The sequence below is a fragment of the Novosphingobium panipatense genome (genome assembly GCF_900182875.1).
Taxonomy (GTDB): Bacteria; Pseudomonadota; Alphaproteobacteria; order Sphingomonadales; family Sphingomonadaceae; genus Novosphingobium; species Novosphingobium panipatense.
In genome coordinates this window covers 18,705-40,576 of the sequence record NZ_FXUI01000020.1, presented here as the reverse complement: position 1 = coordinate 40,576, position 21,872 = coordinate 18,705, and the positions used below count along the sequence as shown (strand labels likewise).

Annotated in this window: 20 protein-coding genes and 1 riboswitch; of the genes, 9 read left to right on the top strand and 11 right to left on the bottom strand. The window is 64.0% G+C overall.

The window, feature by feature from the left end; translation table 11 throughout:
* The first annotated feature begins 87 nt into the window (after positions 1-87).
* Positions 88-2,289: a hypothetical protein gene (locus QOL62_RS18045; protein ID WP_283407123.1), complete on the top strand. Its 2,202-nt coding sequence runs from the start codon at positions 88-90 to the stop codon at positions 2,287-2,289.
* Between the two features lie 29 nt (positions 2,290-2,318).
* Here QOL62_RS18045 and QOL62_RS18040 read toward each other — a convergent pair whose 3' ends face one another.
* Both QOL62_RS18040 and QOL62_RS18035 read right to left on the bottom strand, forming a co-directional pair.
* A complete protein-coding gene (locus tag QOL62_RS18040; RefSeq protein WP_283407122.1) occupies positions 2,319-4,271 on the bottom strand; it encodes a hybrid sensor histidine kinase/response regulator in 1,953 nt (650 codons plus the stop codon).
* Between the two features lie 17 nt (positions 4,272-4,288).
* Entirely contained in the window at positions 4,289-4,474 is a 186-nt protein-coding gene (locus QOL62_RS18035) for a hypothetical protein (RefSeq protein ID WP_283407121.1), read from the bottom strand.
* On the opposite strand from QOL62_RS18035, the gene QOL62_RS18030 reads away from it, so the two are divergent.
* The gene (locus tag QOL62_RS18030) at positions 4,473-4,850 is read left to right on the top strand and encodes a hypothetical protein (RefSeq protein WP_283407120.1); all 378 of its coding nucleotides are present in this window, start codon (positions 4,473-4,475) and stop codon (positions 4,848-4,850) included. The two genes, QOL62_RS18035 and QOL62_RS18030, sit on opposite strands and share 2 nt — an antisense overlap.
* A gap of 121 nt (positions 4,851-4,971) precedes the next feature.
* Here QOL62_RS18030 and QOL62_RS18025 read toward each other — a convergent pair whose 3' ends face one another.
* Entirely contained in the window at positions 4,972-5,535 is a 564-nt protein-coding gene (locus tag QOL62_RS18025) for a DUF4142 domain-containing protein (protein WP_283407119.1), read from the bottom strand.
* Between the two features lie 141 nt (positions 5,536-5,676).
* Between QOL62_RS18025 and QOL62_RS18020 the strand changes: the two genes are divergently transcribed.
* On the top strand, positions 5,677-6,108 hold the full coding sequence (locus QOL62_RS18020; RefSeq protein WP_283407118.1) for a DUF3597 domain-containing protein: 432 nt from the start codon (positions 5,677-5,679) through the stop codon (positions 6,106-6,108).
* Positions 6,109-6,387: 279 nt separating this feature from the next.
* A complete protein-coding gene (locus QOL62_RS18015; RefSeq protein ID WP_103728750.1) occupies positions 6,388-6,705 on the top strand; it encodes a hypothetical protein in 318 nt (105 codons plus the stop codon).
* A gap of 206 nt (positions 6,706-6,911) precedes the next feature.
* Here the strand turns inward: QOL62_RS18015 and QOL62_RS18010 are convergent, their stop codons facing one another.
* On the bottom strand, positions 6,912-7,934 hold the full coding sequence (locus QOL62_RS18010) for an NADP-dependent oxidoreductase (protein ID WP_283407117.1): 1,023 nt from the start codon (positions 7,932-7,934) through the stop codon (positions 6,912-6,914).
* A 174-nt stretch (positions 7,935-8,108) separates the two neighbouring features.
* Positions 8,109-8,684 carry a TetR/AcrR family transcriptional regulator gene (locus tag QOL62_RS18005; protein ID WP_283407116.1) on the bottom strand — a complete coding sequence of 192 codons (576 nt, stop codon included), beginning with the start codon at positions 8,682-8,684 and terminating at the stop codon, positions 8,109-8,111.
* A gap of 48 nt (positions 8,685-8,732) precedes the next feature.
* On the opposite strand from QOL62_RS18005, the gene QOL62_RS18000 reads away from it, so the two are divergent.
* Complete coding sequence (locus tag QOL62_RS18000) at positions 8,733-9,893, top strand: cytochrome P450 (RefSeq protein ID WP_283407115.1); 1,161 nt, start codon at positions 8,733-8,735, stop codon at positions 9,891-9,893.
* 2 nt (positions 9,894-9,895) lie between these two features.
* On the top strand, positions 9,896-10,774 hold the full coding sequence (locus tag QOL62_RS17995; RefSeq protein ID WP_283407114.1) for an oxygenase MpaB family protein: 879 nt from the start codon (positions 9,896-9,898) through the stop codon (positions 10,772-10,774).
* A 204-nt stretch (positions 10,775-10,978) separates the two neighbouring features.
* Here QOL62_RS17995 and QOL62_RS17990 read toward each other — a convergent pair whose 3' ends face one another.
* The 6 genes from QOL62_RS17990 to QOL62_RS17965 form a co-directional block, all read right to left on the bottom strand.
* Positions 10,979-11,848, bottom strand: a complete 870-nt coding sequence (locus QOL62_RS17990; RefSeq protein ID WP_283407113.1) for an oxygenase MpaB family protein — start codon at positions 11,846-11,848, stop codon at positions 10,979-10,981.
* Positions 11,845-12,777 (bottom strand): iron-containing redox enzyme family protein, encoded by a 933-nt coding sequence (locus QOL62_RS17985; RefSeq protein WP_103728755.1) that lies wholly within the window; start codon positions 12,775-12,777, stop codon positions 11,845-11,847. Before QOL62_RS17985 ends, QOL62_RS17990 begins: the two co-directional genes overlap by 4 nt.
* Before the next feature lie 38 nt (positions 12,778-12,815).
* Positions 12,816-13,109, bottom strand: a complete 294-nt coding sequence (locus QOL62_RS17980) for a hypothetical protein (protein ID WP_103728756.1) — start codon at positions 13,107-13,109, stop codon at positions 12,816-12,818.
* Positions 13,110-13,256: 147 nt separating this feature from the next.
* Complete coding sequence (locus QOL62_RS17975) at positions 13,257-13,817, bottom strand: ankyrin repeat domain-containing protein (protein WP_283407112.1); 561 nt, start codon at positions 13,815-13,817, stop codon at positions 13,257-13,259.
* Positions 13,814-15,958 carry a catalase gene (locus tag QOL62_RS17970; protein WP_103728757.1) on the bottom strand — a complete coding sequence of 715 codons (2,145 nt, stop codon included), beginning with the start codon at positions 15,956-15,958 and terminating at the stop codon, positions 13,814-13,816. The genes QOL62_RS17975 and QOL62_RS17970 overlap by 4 nt, the downstream gene beginning before the upstream one ends.
* Positions 15,959-16,082: 124 nt before the next feature.
* A complete protein-coding gene (locus QOL62_RS17965; protein WP_283407111.1) occupies positions 16,083-17,360 on the bottom strand; it encodes a sulfotransferase family protein in 1,278 nt (425 codons plus the stop codon).
* A 139-nt stretch (positions 17,361-17,499) separates the two neighbouring features.
* Positions 17,500-17,626, top strand: a riboswitch (TPP riboswitch).
* Between QOL62_RS17965 and QOL62_RS17960 the strand changes: the two genes are divergently transcribed.
* The 3 genes from QOL62_RS17960 to pncB all read left to right on the top strand — a co-directional run bounded on the left by QOL62_RS17960 (position 17,616) and on the right by pncB (position 21,864).
* Positions 17,616-19,793, top strand: coding sequence for a TonB-dependent receptor (locus tag QOL62_RS17960; protein ID WP_283407110.1), 2,178 nt, complete (start codon positions 17,616-17,618; stop codon positions 19,791-19,793). Its footprint overlaps the riboswitch before it by 11 nt.
* Before the next feature lie 13 nt (positions 19,794-19,806).
* Positions 19,807-20,469, top strand: a complete 663-nt coding sequence (gene tenA / locus QOL62_RS17955; RefSeq protein ID WP_103728759.1) for a thiaminase II — start codon at positions 19,807-19,809, stop codon at positions 20,467-20,469.
* 90 nt (positions 20,470-20,559) lie between these two features.
* Positions 20,560-21,864, top strand: coding sequence for a nicotinate phosphoribosyltransferase (gene pncB / locus QOL62_RS17950; RefSeq protein WP_283407109.1), 1,305 nt, complete (start codon positions 20,560-20,562; stop codon positions 21,862-21,864).
* The last annotated feature ends 8 nt before the right edge of the window (positions 21,865-21,872 follow it).

Genomic DNA, 21,872 nt, shown 5'->3' with positions numbered 1-21,872 from the left:
ACATGCACGAAGCCGGTGGCGCCGATGAGCAACTGATCTGAAAAACCGGCGTTTCTCCTGCGCACAAATCCGCAGGAGAAACATCGCATGGCCACACGAACCGTGCAGGCGATCGCTCCCGAAACCGCTTTCGCGAGCAAGGTACTGACGGACACGTCCGAGCCGCTGGCGAAGGCACGACAAGGCAACCTGGAGCTGGAGGTTCGGCTCGCGGGCGACACCCTCTGGCTTATCATCCGCAGGGGCACGGAAGGTGGCCTGGCCTTGCGCATGCCGGTGTTCAGCCAGGATGCGAAATGCCGGCTCATGAAAAAGGGCGATGCGCTGGCGGCGGTGGAGTGCACCGGCAGCCTTGGCAAAGCGCGCCTTGTCGTGACCGGTGAGCCTTTCGGACTGGAGCAGCTGCGCGCGACGCTTCAGTTCACGCCCTCTCGCGATCTTGCGATCGAGTGGGTCCCCCGTGACCTCGTGCCGTTCGACGCTTCGGGCGACGCGACCGGGACTAAGGGCCTCGTCTCGGCGCGCCAGCGCAAGATGAACACCGGCCTGCTTTATTTCTCTCTGGAGCGCCCGGCGCTTGGCAAGGTTCTTTATCTGCAGAACCTCACCGCACTGAACGACTACTTCAACGCCACCGGCAGCAAGCCGGAAAGTGCGGTCGGCGGCGACTGGCCCGAACTTGGGTATCAGCTGCCGCGCAACCCCGAAACCGGCAAGGCGGTGCTGGCAGCGGGGCAGGAACTGACGCTCTACGACACTCTTCTCGCGATCCGCGGCTACCCTCAAAACGGGGAGACCGACTCAGCCTGGCAGTTTCTCGACATGCTGGGCGGCCTCTACCATTCCCTTAACCCGCCGGAACCCGCCTTCCACGACTGGATCCTGCGTGCCGAGAATACAATCCAGGACCTTGCCAAGGGACCAAAGACCCGCATCCGGCACTACGGCCATACCTACTTCCATCCCTACACCGCGAGCGAATACCCGGACTCGATGGTTCAGCTTTCTCTGGCTGCCGCGATGCGTGACTGGGGAAGATGGTCGGGCCAAGAACATCCGCTGGTGGGTGAAATCGTCTCGGGCCTGCGCAAGTTCTATGATCCGGAGCTGAAGGCGCTCAGACGTTATCTGCCGAACGTCGGGGCCGACAAGAACGCCAATGCGGTGGACAGCTGGTACCTTTACCACCCCCTGCTGAACCTCGGCAATCTTGCTCTTGCTGGAGACAGGGCGGCGCGGCGGCTTTTCTTCGATTCCGTCGATTACGGCATCAAGGCCGCGCAGCATTTCCGGTACAAGTGGCCGATCATGTACGATGTCACGGATTTCAGCGTCATCACGGACGTTGCCGAAGCCGATGACAGGGGCCAAACGGACGTTGGCGGCATCTATGCGTGGGTCATGCTGCAGGCGTTCGAGATGTCTCATGACGAACGCTTCCTGACAGAAGCCATGAAGGCGATCGATGCCGCACGCGGGATGCGCTTCGACCTGAACTATCAGGCCAACCTGACGGCCTGGGGCGCCGCGGCCTGCATCCGCTTGTGGCGGATCATCAATCGCGCCGAATACCTCCAGCAAAGTTACGTCTACCTCGCCAGCTTCTTCCACAACAGTCAGATCTGGAAGAGCGAGATCGGCCTGTCGCGCCACTGGACCAACTTCCTCGGTGTCACGTGCCTTCAGGATGCTCCGTACATGGCAGCGTACGAGTGCTTCGACAGCTACGCGGCGTTCGAGCGTTACCTGGATTACATGGGAGTCGATATCATCCCCGGTGTGAAGCTGCTCGTGAACGAGTTCTGCAGGCATGCGCTCGACAGGGGATGGTACTACTATCCTGATGCGTTGCCTGAGGAAGCCCTGGCGACAGAAAACCGGAACGGGCATATAGACCGCTCGCTGAACTACCCTGTCGAAGATCTTTACCCCGACGGTCAGAAGGCGGGCCAAGTGGGCCAGGAGATCTACGGCTCCGGCGCGGCGATCGTTTACGCCACCCGCTCCTTCCACCGGATCGACGATGCGCCGTTCCTGTTGTTCTGCGACAGCTTCGTGCGCGCAATACACCGGCTGGACAGTTCGACGCTGAACCTGCGCATCGACGGGCATGAGACGACGCCAGCCCGCCTGGCGCTCCTGCCGCTCGACGGAAAACCGGAGCGGCTTCGCCCCAAGCTGTGGACGGCGAACCGGGAAGTTCTCGACTTCAAGATCGTGGATGGTCGTCTGGAAACCTGGGTGCCCTCAAACAACGCTCTCCTCCTGGGCTGGGAAATGACGCCGTAGGCTCGACCCGCCATTGCCGCTCCTGGCTGTCAGGAAAGACTGCGAAAGGGCAGTACCGTCGCGGTCTGGTCCGGCACGACCTCGGCGATGGCCCCTTCGAGTTCCTCTTGAACGAAGGGCTTCGAAAGGCGCCGGAACCGCAACTTCAGCCCGACCGGCAGCTCCGCATAGCCGGAAATCACGAGTATCGGCACGTCACGCCACCCGGCCTGCACCGCCTCCGCCAGCTCTGATCCGTTCATATCGGGCATGGCGTAGTCAGTGATCAGAAGATCGATGCGTTCCCGGGCGAGGAGGCGCAGGGCTTCGCGTCCCGATGAAGCTTTGTGAACCGTGTGCCCCAGATCCGAGAGCATCGCCGCCGTATTGACCAGCACGATGTCGTCGTCGTCCACGGCAAGGATGGTCAGCGACCGCTCACGCCGCGCCGCGGGGACATGGCTTGGCGTGGATGCAGGCGCTCGCGGTGACTCGTCACCCGCCACCGGAAGCCAGAGGGTGACGGTGGTGCCCTCCCCTGCCTTGCTCTTCAGCTCCGTCTTCCCGCCGAACTGGCCGGCCATGCCCACGACCATGGAAAGACCAAGTCCTGTTCCCTTGCCTATACCCTTGGTGGTGAAGAAGGGCTCCGAGGCTTTCGCGAGAGTTTCTTCATCCATGCCGCTGCCTTCGTCCGCAACGGACAGGCACACATATTCGCCGGCAACGAGGCCACTGTTCGGCCCTGCCGTCGCGGCTTGCGCCGAAATCAGGATACGGCCCCCCTCGGGCATGGCATCGCGGGCGTTCACCGCCAGGTTCAGGAGTGCCAGTTCCAGCTGCGCGGGATCCGCATGAACGCGCTTCAGTATCAGCGGGAACTGCGTGTCGATTGCGATTCCCGTGCCGATCGTGCGCTCCAGAAGCTCTGCCATGCCGCGCACCAGCTGCGTGAGATCCACCGCTTCCAGCTTCAGCTCCTGCTTGCGCGCAAATGAGAGCATGCGCTGCGTCAGGGTGGCGCCGCGTTGCGCCGCTTCGATGACGTTGTCGAGGAAACGGGTGATGTCCTTGCCCTGCGCAAGATTGCGCTTGGCCAGATCGGCGCTGCCCATAATCGCGGCAAGCAGATTGTTGAAGTCATGCGCTACGCCACCCGTGAGCTGCCCGATAGCCTCCATCTTCTGGAACTGAAAGAACGCCCGCTGCGCCTGTTCGAGAGCCTCTTCCGAACGCTTGCGCTCGCTCAGGTCGCGCGTAATCTTGGCGAAGCCGATCAGGTTCCCCGCATCGCCGCGAACCGCTTCGATGACGACGCTGGCCCAGAAGCGTGAGCCGTCCTTGCGCACCCGCCAGCCTTCTGCCTCGAAGCGGCAGTTCTCGCGCGCCGTGCGCAAGGCTCGCTCCGGTGTGCCCGCCTCCCGATCCTCTTCCAGGTAGAAGCGGGAGAAATGCTGCCCAATGATCTCCTCGGCGCGATAGCCCTTGAAACGCTCCGCGCCGGCATTCCAGCTGGTCACGTGACCATCCAGATCCAGCATGTAGATGGCGTAATCCTTGACGCTCTGCACAAGAAGCCGGAATCGCTCCTCGCTGCGACGCAGGCGCTCTTCAGCCTCGCGCCTGGCGCTCAGATCGCGCGTGACCTTCGCAAAGCCGACCAGTTCGCCATCGGGCGTGCGCACGGGATCGATCACGACGTTCGCCCAGAACCGTGCTCCATCCTTGCGGTAGCGCCAGCCCTCGGCTTCGAAGCGCCCCTCAGACGCGGCGGTCGCAAGCGCCCGTGCCGGGATACCGGCCGCCCTGTCATCCTCTCCGTAAAAGCGGGAGAAGTGCTGTCCGATGATCTCTTCGGGCGCATAGCCCTTGAAGCGCTCCGCCCCGGCATTCCAGCTGGTGACGATGCCGGTGGGGTCCAGCATGTAGATGGCGTAGTCAGTGACGCTCTGAACGAGGAGTTCGAAGCGACCCTCTATCGTCTTGTTTCCCTCCGCCTGCATTTCGCCAGCCACCCCACTCAAGATACTGCGCCCTGAACGAACCAGTCACGCTTCGGTTGCGCGATCTGCGATGGACACCGCTCCTTACAGGTGCCTGCTGGATAGCGCTCGCTCTCCATGCCCGGTTCGTTGCGGGGCGGCAAGATCCGTGAAACATCGCTGCCGTCCTGGCGTTGATGAGGCTTCAGAAGGAGCACGGTCATGAAAGCGCAAATCGCATTGCTCTTAGGCATCGCTTCCCTTGCTGCCTGCGACGGCCCCCGCGAGCAGGCCGGGGAAGAGAAGGATCGCGCCAGAGCAAGCGCTGCCGGTGTCGAATACGACGGCTCCGGCCCCGCAGAGGAAGCCGGAGAGGTGCGGGACAAGGCGGACGAGGCTGCGCGCAACGCCCGCCAAGCCCGTTCCGACGCGTTCGAGGCAGAGGCGAGAAACATCGAGAAGCAGGCCGAGGTCGCAGCCGACAAGCTCGACCAGCAGGCCGATCAACTGCGGGACGAAGCCCGGCAGCGGGCCGACGTCCTGCAACGCAGAGCTGACGAGGCGCTGAAGCCGGAAGCCGGTGCAACCGCGCCGAACTGACGCTGCCTGCTGACGCGCTGAAAGCGCAAGGACCTGCCGGCGCCTCCGCTACGCGCCTGCAGACGTTTTCTTAATGGGTGCAGGCGCCGTCCCGCTCTGGCGCAAACGGCGCCTGTCAGCGTCAGAGGGCCTTCGCCATGTTCAGATGCGCGGTTACAATGGGTATCAGGCTGGTTGCGAAGTCCTTGAGAGCTGGAACGTCTCCTCCTGCCGAATAGCCCTGAAGCGCATCGAGCGTCGCCTGATGCGCCGTCACCTGCGCCGTGGCGTAGGCGCGGTCAAATTCTGCGCCGGTCTTGCCTTTCAAGTCGTCGAGCTGCGCCTGCTGCGCGGCCGTCATCTGAGGCATCGGCGTGATTTGCGGATTGGCGGCAGCCGCGGCGGCCTTCAGCTTGGCCGTGGATTCGGTGTGCGCCTTCACCATCTGATCGGCGAACTTCTTGATCTCGTCGGAGGCGGCATTTGTCTGAGCCAGCTTTGAGGTTTCGATTTCGAAGGCATCGCTCGCCGCCGCGACATTGGCGAAGACCTGGCCGGGTGTCTCGGTCGGGGTGACCGGAACCTCGGTCGCGGGGTCGGCAACCGCAACGGTTGTGGTGGTTTCGGTTGCCGGATCAGCTTCCCTGTTGCAGCCGGCAAGGATTACAGCCGCAACAGAGGCTGCGATTAGCAGTCGGTGCTTCATGTTCGTCGCTCCGCGTCAAGTGGTTCGGGACGTCGGCTGAACGGCTGACACTCCCGTTACGTTCCTCGACCCTTTCGGCGTGTTGATGCGTTTCGGTCGTGGCCGGTGGGCAGAACCGGCAGGCACGCAGGAGATTGCACGATGAGCATTTTCGGTAACATCATGGGCAAGATCTTTCATCATGACCGGGCCAAGGCGGCCACCACGGCGGAACCGCCGCGCACGGCACCGGCGGCAAGCCCCACGCGGGACACTCCGGTGGCAGCGAAACCGCAGGCCAGTCCTGCGCCCTCCGCACCGGCCGCGAAGCCCCTGGTGGACGTAGGCGCCGTGCTCGAGGCCATGGCGACGATGAAGGCGGATCACGGCGGCAACTATCGCTCCTCCATCGTTGATCTGCTGAAGCTGCTCGACATCGATTCCAGCCTTGGTGCCAGGAAAGAGCTCGCTGAAGAACTTGGCGTGCACGTCGGTGCCGATGGGTCCGCCGAGCAGAACATGGCGCTGCACCGGGCTGTCATGGACAAGCTGGCGGAGAACGGCGGCGTCGTGCCTGACAGCTTACGGCAGTAGGACAGGCGCGCCTCATCGCTTCGGAGCGCGCCCTGGACCACCGAACGAGAGATGCTTCTTCAATACCGCTGCCGTTACAGGCATGCGGCAGGGCCTTCCCCACCCTTTTATCTGCAGGCGGCTAAAATTAACCTCGGTTAGCGGCCTGCAAGACGTTTCTCAGGGCACGGAGGAAACTGCATCCGGCATAGAAACCAATTCCCGTTCAACGTGTTCTGAACTCAGGACGAACTTGGCAATTGGGGAATCATTCCACCAGTGCCTTCCGGGAGCTGAAAAGTGAGCATCGAAACGGTCAAGCGCAGCCATCGTGACATTCGACCGGCGCGCCAGTCAGCGCCCGCTATCGAACGTGCGCGACTGGTCCGACGGGACGAGGACGGCAGACCGCGCGCCGACCGGTTGCCGCCCCGCCTCCTGCGCGACGCGGCACGCGAAGCCGGGCTTTTTCAGCGCTCCGTGCTCGGTCACCTCGACCACGAAGCCTGGGTGAACCGCGTAAGGGCAGACGGGCAGAGGCTCGCCGATCTTCTCTGGGAGATGGGTTTCAGCCCGAGCGCCGAACGCTTCGATACCGTGACCAAGATTCGCTCCTGAACCTGCCTGCGCCTTGGGTAGCATCACAGGCTTTCAGGTTCAGAGCGACGAAGAAGCGCCCTATGCTTTCCAGTCCCGGCATCGGGCAGTGAGGCAGAAGGCGCTCTTTTCTATCTGTCACATGCCGGAGCTTGCCACATCCTGAGCCACTGCTCCAGGAAGCATGAACGCCGGCACCATCTGGCGCCGGCGCCGCTTCGGATACTCTATTGTGATCCGTCGATCTTGAGGATCAGCTTTCCGGTATTCGCGCCGGAGAAGAGACGCATGAAGGCGTCGTAGGCGTTCTCGAGTCCTTCCTGAACGTCTTCTTCGACGCGCAGCTTTCCCTGACCGAGCCATTGCGCCATCTGCGCGCGCCCTTCGCCGAACTGACTGGCGTAGTCGGTGACGAGAAAGCCGTGGATGGTCGCGCGCCGCGCAAGGATTTGCCAGAGGTTGCGCAAGCCGACCTTTTCAGGCGAATTGTATTCGGAAATGAGCCCGCACAGGACGATGCGGGCATTATGGGCCAAGGTGAACACCTCGGCTTCCATCACCGGCCCGCCGACGTTTTCGAACACGATGTTCACGCCGTCGGGCGCGGCCGCCGTTATCTCGCTCACAAGGCTTTCATGATCCTTGCCTTTGTAATCGATGGCCGCATCGAAGCCGTAGTCCTCTATCAGGCGCCGGCACTTCAGCGGACCACCCGCGATGCCGATAACGCGGCACCCAAGCAACTTGCCGATCTGCCCGACCGCCGATCCGACGGCCCCGGCCGCACCGGACACGAGCAGCGTCTCTCCTGCCTCGGGCTTCGCAACAGCGATCAGGCCGAAGTAGGCCGTCATTCCGACCGATCCCAGCACTGACAGGTAGTTGGAGGGGGAAGCCACGGCCGAAATGTCCACCGGCGCGGCGAACCCCTCGGGCCCTATGACGGAGTAGTCCTCGAGCCCGCCCAGCCCAATGACCCACTGGCCGACCGCGAGGCGGGGGTTGTCCGAGGCATGCACGACTCCAAGCGTAGACGCGCGGACAGCATCGCCCAGCGGAATGGGAGGCATGTAGCTTTCCGCATCGTCCATCCATCCCCTCTGCGCCGGATCAAGCGAGGCGTAGTGATTGCGGATCACGACGCCCCCGGGCGGCGGCGCAGGCACGGGTTCGGTAACAAGGCTGAAGTCTGCCGGGACGGGTGTTCCGTTCGGCCTTCGGACGAGCAGGAAGCGTCGGTTCTCTGTCACAGGGTTAGGTCTCCTTGAAGGAAAAAGGCCGGCCCCGATCCATACGGGTGCCGCCGATGTCCACGCTAACGGTCGGGACCGCCGAAATGTTCACGACGGCCGGGAAATCAGGGACGAGCGGATGAGAACGGGTGACAGCCGACGGCGTCTGGCTGACGGACCTCCGCAGCCGGTTCAGCTGTCGCCCATCCCCCCTCCCGCAAGCGGCGCAAGCACGACCTTGCGCAGCCACTCGGCGATTTCCGCCGCGTTGCGATCCGGCTCCTCGCAAATCCACCAGTCGAGCACCTCGATTGTGGCCGCGACGGAGACCCGCAGGGCGAGCCGGTGTGGCACGTCTTGAGCAGACAGGTCCGGCTGGCTGGAGAGGCGGTCAATGATCTGGCGCGACAGTTCATAACGCGAACTGCCCGCAGCACTCAGCAGCGCCCGGATCGCTTCGCGCCGCTGCTCCACGGCGGCGATCAGCACACGCGCCGCCTCTTCAGGTCGGCCGCTTGTCCAAAAAGGCATCATTTCGCGGGTGAACTCATCGGTGAGCATGGCGACGACATCGGACAGGACGGCCGGCACATCCGCATAGTGGCGAAAGAACGTCGAATAGCCCACGCCCGCCGCCTGCGCGATCTGCGAACCGGTGATGGCGTCGAACGGCCCTGCCGCCATGAGCTTCAGCAAAGCGCTGCGCATGGCGTGCCGTGATCGTATGGCGCGGGCATCCTGCCGCTTCGGCATTGTTGAATCGGTCATCGCCGCCCCTACATATGACAAGTCACTTGTCAGAAATAGGAGCGGCGCATGGCTACCGCAACCGAACAGGCGCAGGAATCCTGCCCCTTTTCCCCCGATCAGCGGCGTTCCACGGTCGCCCCCGGGCTTCTGAAAAATACCAAGGTGGTGCAAGGCTACGCTAGCGTGCGCGATGTCCTGCGCAACCCCGAGGCTAAGCAGGCCGGCTTCAAGGCAGAGCTGATAAATCGCGGCGGCCTTACAAGACCGCCGATCCTTTTCCTTTCGGGCGATGCCCATCGCCAGCAGCGGGCGGCAACGGCCCGATTCTTCTCACCCCGGGTGGTGGAAGAGCGTCACCGCCCTGACATCGAGCACCAAGTCGATCGCATCATCGCCGGTCTGCGCAACAGCGGATCCGCCCGGCTAGACGATCTGGCGCTTGATCTTGCCGTCAGTGTGGCGGCGACGATCGTCGGGCTTACGAACAGCGACCGCAGCGGCATGATCCGGCGTCTCGACGCGTTCTTCTCAGTCGGCACAGCCCTTCGCAACGGCGTCCTCGCACGAGCCATGACGTTCCTGCAGGGCCAGGCCCGCATGCTGCACTTCCACCTCGCGGACGTAAGGCCCGCCATCGCCGCCAGAAGGAAGGCTCCGCAGGAGGACGTCATCTCTCACCTCATCGCGGAGGGGCACCGGGACCGCGACATCCTTGTGGAGTGCTTTACTTATGGCGCGGCAGGGATGGTCACCACGCGTGAATTCATCACAATGGCGGGATGGCACCTGCTGGAAGACGCCCCCCTGCGCGCGCGGTTCCTGAAAGGCGAACGCGCGGCGCGCATCGCCATCCTGGAAGAAATCCTGCGCCTTGAACCTGTGGTCGGTTCTCTCTACCGCCGGATGGAGGGCAGGGCAGAGGCGCTGGAACTGGACATCCGCTCCGCCAACTCTGACCCGGAGGCTGTGGGGCCTTGCCCGTTTCACATAGACCCAGACCGTAGCCGCGCGCGGCGGGTCGGCGGTGCCGGCATGGCATTCGGAGACGGTGAACATCGCTGCCCCGGCGCCGACGTCGCGCTTGCCGAAGCCGAGATATTCCTGGAGCGCCTTCTGCGGCTTCCTGGGCTGACGCTTGAGCGGGCACCGGATGTCGGGTGGAACCGGCTGGTGACCGGCTACGAACTGCGGGGCTGCCGCGTCGCCTTGAATGCGGAGGACAGCTGATCATGCTTGCTGCCATCCAGCAGCTTCTGCAGCCCCCGCCGGGAATGGACGTGGATTTCAAGGCACCATCGGGCGCACCGGCGCTCTTCCCTTCTGATGGCATAAGCTGGACAATCTTCTCCAACCCGGTGGCGCTGTTCATCGGCGGCGTATCGGCCGTTCTTCTGGAACTTGCGGAGCCGGCCGTTCGCTCTGGCGTGTGGGATCACAGCAGCTTCCGACGGGACCCGGGCATGCGGCTGCGACGCACCGGCTTTGCCGCCATGGTGACCGTCTACGCGCCTGCGGAGCAGGCGCGAGCGCTGATTGGACGCGTAGTCGCCATGCACGAGCGCGTGAACGGCGTCACACCGGACGGGCAGCCGTATCGTGCCAACGATCCGCGCCTGCTCGACTGGGTTCAGGCCACCGCCAGCTTCGGGTTCATCGAAGCGTACCACCGCTACGTTCGCACGCTCACGCCCGCTGAGAAAGACGCTGCGCTCACCGAGGGAGCGGCAGCTTCGCGCCTTTACGGCGCGGTTGGCGCTCCGCGTTCCTGGCAGGAATGGGATGACCTTCTCGCCAGCACCGCCCCCCGGCTGGAAGGCTCCGACGTGCTGTCCGAATTCCTCTCGATCATGAGCAACACACCGCTGCTGCCCGGGCCCACCCTGCGGCTTCAGCGACTTCTTATCCGTGCCGCCGTGGAGATGACGCCGAACCCGGTACGAAGCCTGCCACAACTGCGTGGCAAGGGCTTGCGCGCCGGAGAGCAGAGCCTTGTGCGGGTGCTCGGCCGAGTTGCCGGGGCATTACCTGCACCCCAGACGCCGGCGGCACAGGCAGCAGCGCGGATCCGACGGGGCGAAGCGCGCAAGACCCCGATGAAGGACGACTGAAATACTGAAAGAAAATCGTCCTCGAAAACACGCCTCAACTCGGATTTGTAACTTTTTAAAAACGATGGAACAGATCTCGTAGCCGCCGCGTTGAATGTTCAAACAACAAAAAAGCACCTACAGGGCCCGGCTTCCCTTCCCCCACCCCCCTCCAAAGACGCCGGGCCCAATTTTCCTGACAGGATCGAGCAAGCCCTTGCCACTTTAGCTGGCAACAGGGGCCCTGAACGCCCAGCGCAGGGTTTCCGCAAGCGCGTAAGCTCCCGAACGCGCGGCGATATCCGGCAGGAGCCCATTCCGATAGCCGTGCATCCTGCGAGCCCATCGCGGCAGGAGTGTCACTGCTGCGCGCATCACCACAGATTGCGCAGGCGCCATCGCGAGAGAGGGGGCCGGTTGCGACATGATGAGCCGAGCGACTTCCCGCGTGCGCGCATCCGCCCTCAGTTCCGGCCGGAAGGAGGCCAGCAGCTGCTTCGCCTCGGTCCGCGTTTGCGGAACGGGCTCTGCGCCGAGACGGCGGGCCACGGTGCCTATCTGTGCGAAGTACCGGTCCTGATCGGCAATGGTCATGGTCGGTTCGGCAAAAGCGATCCACGCATCAAGGAAGCTGGTCGCCTCGCAGACATGAATCCAGGCGAGAAGGCGTGGATCGGACGCCGCATAGGACGAGCCGTCCGCCAGTGTGCCGCGCACCCGCTCATGAATATCCCGGACGCGGGCTATCGCGGCTTCGGCTTCGGTCCTGCCGGCATACGTCGTCACGGCGATGAAGCGCGCGGTCCGGCGCAGTCGACCCTGCATGTCATCCCGGAAGCGGCTGTGTTCCCACACGCCTGTCAGCGCTGCCGGGTGCAGCATCTGCAGGAGCAAGGCGGACACACCGCCCACGGTCATGGTCGTCACATCGCCATGCACACGCCAGATGACGGAGTCAGGGGGGAAAAGGGCTTCCGGCGATCGCGCGACCGGCCCCTCGCCGCTCGTGGTGTCGTGGAATATCTCACGTACCTTGCGGACCAGCATCCCGCGCACGGCCGTGGCGGGGTGCCAGTCGGCAGAAGGCGGTTTCATGCGGCCGGAGCGAGCGGAACCGCGACGGCCGATTCATCCCAGAGATGGGCGCGATAGCGCTCGAAGCAGCGCTGGCCGCAGGCGAGCCGCATCAGCGCGCCTTCGGCGATGGCTATGGCACGGCGCGGATCTTCCTTCACCAGCGGAATTAAAGCCTCGCGGTTCCAGTCCTCACTGTGCTTCACGTCCAGAACGGCGTGGAGATCGAAGTAGCGGCGCTCCCGGCCCGAAAGGCCGATGCGGCGAAGCCCCTTAGCGACGAGTGCGGAACGCCCCGGCGCCGTCAATTCGATCACGCCCAACGCACCGACCGAGTGCCAGGCATAACGCCGCGACGTAGCCATGCCGGTCATGGCATTTGCCAGGGCGAGGCTTTCCGCCACCGTTGTTTCGATCGCGGGGTTCACCTCAAGCGCTTCCGCGACAATGTGGAGCATCGGGCCGTGCATACCCTTGGCGTTGCCGCGGCCCATTTCATCCCAGTAATTGCGGGCGAGTTCAAGCTTGGCCTGGTCGGGCAGCTTGATCTGCGTCATTGCGACGAGGTCGTCGAAACCGGCCTCCCCGGCGGCTTCCTGCTCGAAGAACCATCGAAGTTCGTCTCGCGATGCGTGCTCGGCCAGCCAGGGGAAAAGCGGGTCATTCTGCCCCGGCCCCACCTCCTTCAGCCCTTCGAACCAGGCGATGAAGCCGTCAACGTCCTGCGGGGCCTTACCGGCCTCCTCCTTCACGGAGGCGCGCAGATCCTCCAGGAACTCGCCCTCGAGCAGCTGCATCCTCGTGTCGTCGGCCAGCTTCTCGCGCCAGTCATCGCCGGGGAAGCCCGGCTCCAGCCGCTGCCGGTTCCACCGCGCCAACGACTGCTGAAATGTGTCCGAGAAATAGAACTCGGCCGACGCGTCTCCACGGACAGGCTTGAATTCCAACATTGTAATCCCTCTAAGCTGCATGTTGCGCGGCGCGGTCCTCAGGCACGGTGCCGTGCCGTGGTTCGGCTTCCGCTCTGAATGTGAAGATGCTCACGCCGTTGACGACCGTGGCGCCCCTGGGTTCGCGTGACCGGCACGCCGTACCGCTCCAGATCGTCGATCAGCAGGTCGAGGCAGGGGGTACGCCGTAGCGGACCAAGGACGGCAATCTCGGGGATGTCCTCGCCGAAGAGGGCCAGGGCATCCCAGGGATTGTCGACGAACCGGACTTCGTACCCGCGCTGCCTCAGCGCGACGAGTTGCCAGGCAACCTCATTGCGCGCACTCGCCACAACCAGCGCCAGGGGTCTTTTGTTCGAGCATCTCTCCATGACGGAGGAACGCACGAAGCCGCCCTCCGGCTCCCGTTTCCTTGCCTCGATCAATTTCGGCAAACTCGCCCCCCGCATCGGCCGGGTCAGCGTGGGGGCAACCGGTAGTCATGCAGCGGCCCTGACACGCTGAAGAGCGGTCAGTTCCTCCGCCAGCTCGTTGTTGCCCTGGGATAGCGCCAGGGCCGGCGCATCGTTGCCGGCCGCGTCTACAGCCAAGGGATCAGCGCCCGCATCGACCAACATGTCGATGATGTCGCGACGCGAAAACAGGGCCGCCATCATCAGCGGCGTCTGCCCCGCACCATTGCGGAAATTCGGATCTGCCCCAGCCTTCAGCAGCAGCCGTGCGATGGCGGTGTAGCCTTTGAAGGCCACTCCCATCAGCGGACTTCCGCTGCCTGCGCCGCGAACGACACCATCAACCGCCGCGCCGAATTCCAGCAGCAGCGAGGTGGTCGCCTCGTGACCATGATAGCTGGCGAGAACGAGCGGGGTGTGCCCCCGCTCGTCCATTCCTTCCACATCGGCGCCCGCGCCCAGCAAGGCCGGGATCACGTCGTCCCGCCCGAGCCGCGCGGCGTCGAACAGCAAGGCCTGCAACCTCTCGGCCGGCGGCAGCGGTGGAAGGCCGTCACCTTCCACCTTCGTCGCATGCCCCGCGATCATCCGCCGGTCGCCTTGAGGAAGCCGGCAGCGTCGAGATCGACGCGCAGTTCGCGATCCCAGACGCGAACCTGCGCACACGTGCCCAGGAACGCCTTCACCTCGCCCTCATCCTTCAGGGCGATCAACCCCGCATCGTGATCGGAGGCGGCAATGCCCGCACGCTCCAGCAATGGCAGGGCCTCGGCCGTGTACGCCATGAACTTGCCGTGAGCGAAGGCATCGTTCACAAAATCCTTGGCGGGCTTGTCCTCAGCCAGCATCGCCGCGCCTTCCTCTGACACGACGATAGCGACCGCGTCATACAGCACGGAAGGCCCGCCATCGATCTTCTGCTTGCCTTCGACCATGGTGCCGTCGTCCAGCGTCGCGCCGCCGATTTTCGGCGTGACGATCTCGTAGATCGCCGGAAGCCCTTCGACCGCCTTGGTCAGCGCCTTCACCATAGCCGCCGAAGCGCCGTCGCTGACGAGAATGCCCAGCTTGCGGCCAGCGAAGCTGTCAGGCCCTCGCTTAACAATGCTCAGGGCTTCCGAGGGCGGCAGGTCGGTGCGCGGGGGCACGGCGGCCGGGAACGACGGTGGCAGCTCCGGCAAGCCGAGGCCGTCCGCCACGACGGTCGCCAGCGTCTCATCGATGTTGCGCAGATGCGAGACGATGCGCTGGCGGATGTCGACGCGCTCGCACTTCGACAGTTCGAACACCAGCGCGTCGCCGATGTGCTTCTGCTCGATCGGGGTCTGGCTGATGAAGAACTGCCGCGCCTGGCTGTAATGATCGGCAAAGCTGGCCGAACGTACCTGCGCCTTGCGACCGCTGGTTTCGGCGGAGAAATGCCGATAGCCGGTCGTTGGGGACTCGCGAGGCCCGCCCCAGCTGTTGGGTTCGTAGTTCACGCGCCCCTTGGGGTTGCGCATGTTCATGTGCCCGTCCTGCTGGAAATTCTGCACCGGTACGCGCGGGGCGTTGATGGGAAGATGCGTGAAGTTCGGGCTGCCGAGCCGCTTCAGCTGCGTGTCCAAGTAGGAGAAGTTCCGGCCCTGAAGCAGCGGGTCGTTGGTGAAGCCGATGCCCGGCACCACGTTCTGCGTGCAGAAGGCGACCTGTTCCGTCTCATGGAAGAAGTTGTCGACGACGCGGTCCAGCACGAAGCTGCCGATCTTGCGCACCGGGATCTGTTCTTCCGGGATGATCTTGGTCGCATCGAGGATGTCGAACTCGAACTGGTCGGCGAAATCGTCGTCGAACAGCTGGACGCCCAGATCCCAGACCGGCGGCGTGCCCATCGTGATCGCGTCCCAGAGATCGCGGCGGTGGAAGTCAGGATCCGCACCGTTGATCTTGAGCGCCTCGTTCCACATGACCGATTGCAGGCCCAGCTTCGGCTTGAAGTGGAACTTGACGTAAGTGCCCTTCCCGTCCGCATCGATGAGGCGGAAGGTGTGGACGCCGAATCCTTCCATGAAGCGGAACGAGCGCGGGATGGCGCGGTCGGACATGATCCACATGACCATGTGCATCGATTCCGGGGTCAGGCCGATGTAGTCCCAGAAGTTGTCATGGGCAGTCTGCGCCTGTGGGAAGCCGCGATCGGGCTCCTGCTTGGCCGCGTGGATGAGATCAGGGAACTTGATCGCATCCTGGATGAAGAAGACCGGGATGTTGTTCGCGACGATGTCCCAGTTTCCCTCCTTCGTGTAGAACTTGGCCGCGAACCCGCGGACGTCGCGCGCCAGGTCGAACGAACCCTTGTTTCCGGCAACGGTCGAGAAGCGCACGAACATGGGCGTCTGTTCACCCACTTCAGTCAGTACCTTGGCCGTCGTGTACTCGGCGAGGCTCTCATCCAGGGTGAACGTGCCATGCACGCCGAAGCCGCGGGCATGGACGACGCGCTCGGGAATGCGCTCGTGATCGAAATGGAAGATCTTTTCGCGGAAGTGGAAGTCTTCCAGCAGCGTGGGACCAAGCGGCCCGACCTTAAGGCTGTTCTGATCATCGGCGACCGGGACGCCCTGCTGTGTCGTCAGCACGTCATCGGCACCTGAGGCGAGCTGATGCAGCTCACCGCCTTCTCCGACCGCCGTCTCGAATTCGGCCGCATGCGATTGTGCGCCCGTGTCCTTACCGATCTTTCCGGCCATGCCTGTAGTCTCCAATAATGGTTAAAGCTCGTCGTCCTGATGCTGGTGCCTCAGGATCGTGGCAGCGACGTTGGAACCGGTCGGTCGTGGATCCGGTTCCAACGACACAACCCAGTCAACTTATCTATGCGCCGACCAGCCGCGAGGCCGGCCCCGGCCTCATGGCGAAAGCGGCTTCGATCTCCTTTCGCGAGAGGCCGAAATCAGTGATGTCATAACGGTGCTGATCGAGCCGGCGGTGCTGCCGGCGGTTCATGAAACGCGTCATTGCCTTCTCGACAGCGGGCGTGAAACTCATTCCGAGAGCCGCGTAGACGCGCCGCATCTCACCCCTCCAATCCGCATGCATGGTGTCGAAGCGCACGTCCGCCTGGATACCGTCGAACCGTTGCCTCGCAGTTGCGGTGCGGTCGCGCCGCAGGAGCGACTTGCGCAACCACTCCCGCCCGATCCAGACACGATCGACGGCGTGGCTCTGGACGCACATCTGGTTGTACACCAGCGACGCGGACGAACCGACGACGCTGACCGGATCGCGGTGTAGAACGATCAGGCGGGCGTTTGGAAACACCTTCAGGACCGCTTCGAGATCCTGCCCGAACTGAGGCACCTTCAGGACCCACGGCCGGTCGCCCCGCTCCCGGCGAAGCCATCGCACCGTCTGCAGGAAGCGGCGGAACTCCTCGTAAACTGGCTCCGCGTCGGCCTGTTCGCCGGCCCGCGCGAAGGAGGGAATGCGCCACTGCGCTTCCAGCGCGGACCCGAAAAGCGCGATGTTGTGGAAGCCGATCTCCTCGTCCGCACACCGTGCGGCTGTGGGATGTATGACGCTGAACCTGGGGTTGAGGAAGCCCGCTACCTTGAGCGCGAACCAGCCACGCAGCACCCTGTCGTCCAGCACCCGGTGCGTCCAGCGCGGCAAGGGGTTCCAACTTTCGTAGAAGTGTGTGAATGTCAGCCGCTCATCGCAGGCGAGCAGCCGCTGCATGCGCGTGCTGCCCGATCGCATCTGCCCCACGATGATGATGGGGCTGGTGATCGGCAGCTCCGCAATCTCCGGATGCCGCTGCCATAGGGCCACAGCCCGCTGCCGCGTGGCGAGCGCGGATACGAGCTGTCCGAAGGCCACCGTCGTACCCAGTCCTGTGAGATCCGCCTCGTCTTGGAGCGCTCCGCACAGAAGGTGCAGCCGCACACGCCAGCCGTTGTCCTCCCCGAAGTCGGACAAGCCGCTTGTTCCGCTCGCCGCATCCAGCAGGACACCGGGCTCCAGGACGGGCCGCTGCAACCACCCTTTGCGCCAGGCATGCTCAAGGGCACCGTTGACACGGTCCCGCATGACGCGCGGGCTTTCCGGCTCCGCGCCGGAGATGGGTTCGCTGCGAGGGAACGGTATGGCCATCGCCCTACAATTCGCAACATGGGGGAAGGTGCCGCTGTTGCCGACGCGTGTGTGCGATGTTGATCCCGCCCCCGGCAGACACCTGCAATCCGGCAGCCTGCACGATTGACGGCCGATCCGCCGTTTCCTAAGCGGCCCCCTTCAACCCACGGGGTGTCCTGGCGCTGCCAGGGCTGAGAGGCGGACCGGGCAATCGTGCCAAAGTCTGCAAACCCGCGAACCTGATCCGGTTCATGCCGGCGGAGGAATAGGGACGTGCGTAAAGATCTCTGGAAGACCGTGGCCGTCGCCCGGCTGCTTGGCAGCAGCCTTTTCGTGGCGTGTGGCGTGACGCCCCTCGCTCACGCGGAAGAGGCGGCGGATGGCGCGCCGATCATCGTGACCGCGCGCGGCCGCCCCGAGGCGGAAATCGCCGTGCCGGACACGGTCGCCGTCTTCAGCCGCGACGACATCACGCGCCGGCGCCTGACCACGGTTGACGATTTCATCGCCGAGACGCCGGGTATCTTCATGATCAACGATCAGGATCCGGGAACGAACCTCATCTCCGTTCGCGGCGTCTCCACCAACCGCAACCAGTCTCCGTCCATCGCCTATGTCGTGGACGGGCTGGCACTCGCCGATGCGGAGCTTTTCACGCTGCGCACGTACGATCTCGAGCGGGTCGAAATCCTGAAGGGCCCGCAAGGAGCACTGTTCGGCCGCTCGGCATCGGGTGGCGCGGTCAACATCACAACGGCGGATCCCACGGATGTGGCCGGCGGCATGGCATCGCTCGGGATCGGCAACGGCTTCACCTGGACGGCGGATGCAGTAGCCAATGCGCCCGTTTCCGAAACCGTTTCGCTGCGGCTCGCCGGGTCTTATCGCAACACCGAAGGGTTCATCCGCAACACCTACCTTGACCGGAAAGTCGATGGGCAGATCAGCCGCAACCTGCGCCTGAAGGCAAGGATCGCCCTGACCGAGACGAGCACGCTCAAGCTAAGGGCCGGCTGGGCGGATGAAGAGGGCGGCGCCGCCTACATCTCGTCCGGCAATGTCACGCAGCTTTATGCCGGCCGCCTGTCCGGCAAGGCGCTGACAAACCCCTTCGGCGATTTCGAAGGACGCGCTGCCCGCGACTGGTGGGGGCTGCAAGCCACATTCGAACAGACCCTCGGAGACGATCTGAACCTCACATGGACCGGCGGCTACGATGATTACCACAAGGATTTCGTGGAGGAGCTGGATTTCCGGAACACGCCGCTGACCTTCTACGGCGAACCGACCTTTCCCAACGGTATCCAGCCCATTTCACAGCCGGTGGACCTTCAGGCCTGGACAAGCGAACTCCGGCTCGCGTCCCGGGGGGCCGGGCCGTTCCGTTGGCACATGGGCTTTTTCTTCCAGCGCACTGAGCGGGGGCGCACCGATGATCTCGGTCCTCTGCTGTTCGGAGCCGAACCGCAGAGGGCGAAAACCCGCTCCAACCAGATCGGGATCTTCGCACAGGGTTCGTATGATGTCCTGCCGGCTTTGGAGGCAACGCTGGCCCTTCGCTACGACCGCGATCGGCGCAAGGAAGACACGCTCGGCACCCAAAGCGATCAGACTTATGCCCGCCGGGCACAGACCTTCGACAAGTGGCAGCCAAAGATTTCGCTGGCTTGGCGTCCCACTAACGACCTGACGGCCTATGTCACCGGGGCGGTTGGCTTCAAGGCCGGCGGCTTCAACCCCCTGCCAGGACCGAGCGACATCTGGACGGCAGACTTCGCGGCGGAAACGACAAAGGCATTGGAAGCGGGCATCAAGGCGCGGGTGGCGGACGATCGGGTGCGCCTGTCGCTTGCCGGCTTCGTCACCGACTATCGCAATTTCCAGAACACCGTCTTCCTCGGCAACTCGGTCGTGCTTTCGGTGCCGCGCGTCGATGTCCATGGCATCGAAGCGTCCGCTCAGGCCGACGTGGGGCAGGGCTTCCGCGTCGATGGCGGCATGGCCTGGACCCGCAGCCGCGTGGGTCGCTACACGACTCCCAACCCGACACCGGAGCCGGGCGAGCCCGCAATCCTCGACCTCAAGGGCAAGCGGACGCCGAACGCGCCGGACTGGACGCTGAACGGCGGCCTTGACTGGAGCGGAGCGGCCGGAGCCGCGATCATCGATGCGCGGCTCTCCGTCGCCTACGTGTCGCGGGTGGACTTCGAGATCGACAACATCCTGCATTCGCCCGGGTACACGTCGGTCGACGGGCGCGTGGGCGTGACCCTCGGCAGCTGGACCTTGGATCTCTGGGCGAAGAACCTGTTCGACAAACGCTGGGCCATCTCCGCCTTCGGTCAGCAGCAACTGCCACTCCTGCTCGGTCTCGGACCGGACGGCCCGTTCGACAGCTTCACCATCAACACCGGCCGTCAGTTCGGCCTTGGCGCCAGCCGCCGCTTCTGAAGAAGGTTTCACGATGAGCTTCTGCGACGAAATCTGGCAAGATGTCGAACCGCTGCGCCGGTCCATTCTCGCTCACCCGTTCCTGGCCGAACTGGCCGCGGGAACGCTGCCCCCGGAAAGCTTCCGGCACTACATCGTGCAGGACAGCCTCTATTTGGCCGAGTACTCCCGGGCGCTCGCGCTTGCCGCCGCGCGCGCGCCGACCGCCGCCGGGCGGCTGGAGTTTTCGGATGGCGCCAAAGTCGCCGTGCAGGTGGAAGAGGCCCTGCACCAGGCCTTCTTCGCAAGCTTCGGCGTGACGGCGCAGATGGCCGCCAACAGCGAGGCCACGCCGGCATGCCTTGGCTACACCAGCTATCTTTCGGCGCTCGCTGCAACGCGTAGCTACGAGGAGCTGATCGCGGCCATATTGCCGTGCTTTTGGGTGTACTGGGAAGTCGGCTGCGCGATTAAACCCCGTGCCGCCGCGCCAAATCCCTATTCGGCATGGATCGACACCTACGCCGCTCCATCCTTCGGCGAGGCGACCGCCCGCGTCCGCGCCCTCGTCGACGAGGCGGCCTCGAACGCCGGAACAGGTACGCGTCGCGCGATGGCTGACGCTTTCCGCATCGCGACGCGCTTCGAATGGATGTTCTGGGATTCGGCCTACCATCGCGCGACCTGGCCCATCTAAGGCGAAAACCGGAAAGAACCTGCTGCGCCATCAGAAAAGCGATGGAACAGCGCAGCTCCCAACCGTTACCTTCTGCGGAAGGACCCGACCATGCCTGTCACGAATATCGCTAAACGGACTTACGATCACAACTTCAGGCTGGATCCGATCGTCCGCAGTCTGCTGGACACCGACTTCTACAAGCTGCTGATGCTGCAGCTGATCCGCCATCTCCACGGGGACGTGCAGGCCACGTTCTCGGTCATCAATCGCAGCCGCACCGTGCGCCTCGCGGAAGTGATCGATGAGGCGGAACTACGCGCACAGCTGGATCATGCCCGCACCATCCGTTTCGCGAAGAAGGAGCTGATCTGGCTCGCCGGCAACACGTTCTACGGCAAGCAGCAGATGTTCGCCCCCGACTTTATCAATTGGCTGTCGGCGTTCCGCCTGCCCGAATACGACCTGCGGATCGTGGACGGACAGTTTGACCTGCGCTTCGAAGGTCCGTGGACGCATACGTCGATGTGGGAGATCCCCGCGCTCACCATCATCAATGAGCTGCGCGCCCGGGCCGCCATGCGCGACAAGGGCGAACTGGCGCTCGACATTCTTTACGCCCGTGCGAAGGCGCGGCTCTGGGAGAAGGTGGAACGCCTGCGCCAGCTTGACGATCTGGTCCTGTCCGACTTCGGCACGCGCAGGCGCCATGGCTTCCTGTGGCAGCGCTGGTGCGTCGAGGCCTTGAAGGAAGGGCTGGGGGAGAGATTCATCGGCACCTCTAACGTGCTGCTCGCCATGGACGCGGACCTCGAGGCGATCGGCACGAACGCGCATGAACTTCCGATGGTGGCCGCTGCTCTTGCCGATACGGACGAGGCGCTGCTGCACGCGCCCTATCGGGTGCTTGAGGAGTGGCGCGCGCACTACAACGGCAACCTTCTCGTTGCCTTGCCGGATGCCTTCGGAACCGCATCCTTCCTCAAGAATGCGCCTTCCTGGCTCGCCGACTGGACCGGTTTCCGTCCTGACAGCGCCCCGCCGATCGAAGGCGGGGAACAGATCATCCGATGGTGGGAACAGCATGGCGTCGACCCGCGTACCAGGCTCCTCATCTTCTCGGACGGGATGGACATCGACACCATAGAAGAGACGTATCGCCACTTTCATGGGCGCGTGCGCCTGAGCTTCGGTTGGGGAACGAATCTTACAAACGACTTCCGAGGCTGCGATCCGGATGGCCGCACCGGGCTGGAGCCCATCTCTCTCGTATGCAAGGTGACGAGCGCCAATGGCCGTCCCGCCGTGAAGCTGTCGGACAACCCCGAGAAGGCCACCGGCCATCCGGACAACATCGAACGCTACCGGCGCGTCTTCGGATCCGAAGGGCAGCGGCGATCAGCCGTCACGGTCTGAAGCTTCGC

Coding starts and splice junctions, on each gene's coding strand:
- QOL62_RS18045 (WP_283407123.1), top strand. CDS start 88: ATGGCCACACGAACCGTGCAGGCGATCGCTCCCGAAACCGCTTTCGCG.
- QOL62_RS18040 (WP_283407122.1), bottom strand. CDS start 4,271: ATGCAGGCGGAGGGAAACAAGACGATAGAGGGTCGCTTCGAACTCCTC.
- QOL62_RS18030 (WP_283407120.1), top strand. CDS start 4,473: ATGAAAGCGCAAATCGCATTGCTCTTAGGCATCGCTTCCCTTGCTGCC.
- QOL62_RS18035 (WP_283407121.1), bottom strand. CDS start 4,474: ATGACCGTGCTCCTTCTGAAGCCTCATCAACGCCAGGACGGCAGCGAT.
- QOL62_RS18025 (WP_283407119.1), bottom strand. CDS start 5,535: ATGAAGCACCGACTGCTAATCGCAGCCTCTGTTGCGGCTGTAATCCTT.
- QOL62_RS18020 (WP_283407118.1), top strand. CDS start 5,677: ATGAGCATTTTCGGTAACATCATGGGCAAGATCTTTCATCATGACCGG.
- QOL62_RS18005 (WP_283407116.1), bottom strand. CDS start 8,684: ATGACCGATTCAACAATGCCGAAGCGGCAGGATGCCCGCGCCATACGA.
- QOL62_RS18000 (WP_283407115.1), top strand. CDS start 8,733: ATGGCTACCGCAACCGAACAGGCGCAGGAATCCTGCCCCTTTTCCCCC.
- QOL62_RS17995 (WP_283407114.1), top strand. CDS start 9,896: ATGCTTGCTGCCATCCAGCAGCTTCTGCAGCCCCCGCCGGGAATGGAC.
- QOL62_RS17990 (WP_283407113.1), bottom strand. CDS start 11,848: ATGAAACCGCCTTCTGCCGACTGGCACCCCGCCACGGCCGTGCGCGGG.
- QOL62_RS17985 (WP_103728755.1), bottom strand. CDS start 12,777: ATGTTGGAATTCAAGCCTGTCCGTGGAGACGCGTCGGCCGAGTTCTAT.
- QOL62_RS17975 (WP_283407112.1), bottom strand. CDS start 13,817: ATGATCGCGGGGCATGCGACGAAGGTGGAAGGTGACGGCCTTCCACCG.
- QOL62_RS17970 (WP_103728757.1), bottom strand. CDS start 15,958: ATGGCCGGAAAGATCGGTAAGGACACGGGCGCACAATCGCATGCGGCC.
- QOL62_RS17965 (WP_283407111.1), bottom strand. CDS start 17,360: ATGGCCATACCGTTCCCTCGCAGCGAACCCATCTCCGGCGCGGAGCCG.
- tenA (WP_103728759.1), top strand. CDS start 19,807: ATGAGCTTCTGCGACGAAATCTGGCAAGATGTCGAACCGCTGCGCCGG.
- pncB (WP_283407109.1), top strand. CDS start 20,560: ATGCCTGTCACGAATATCGCTAAACGGACTTACGATCACAACTTCAGG.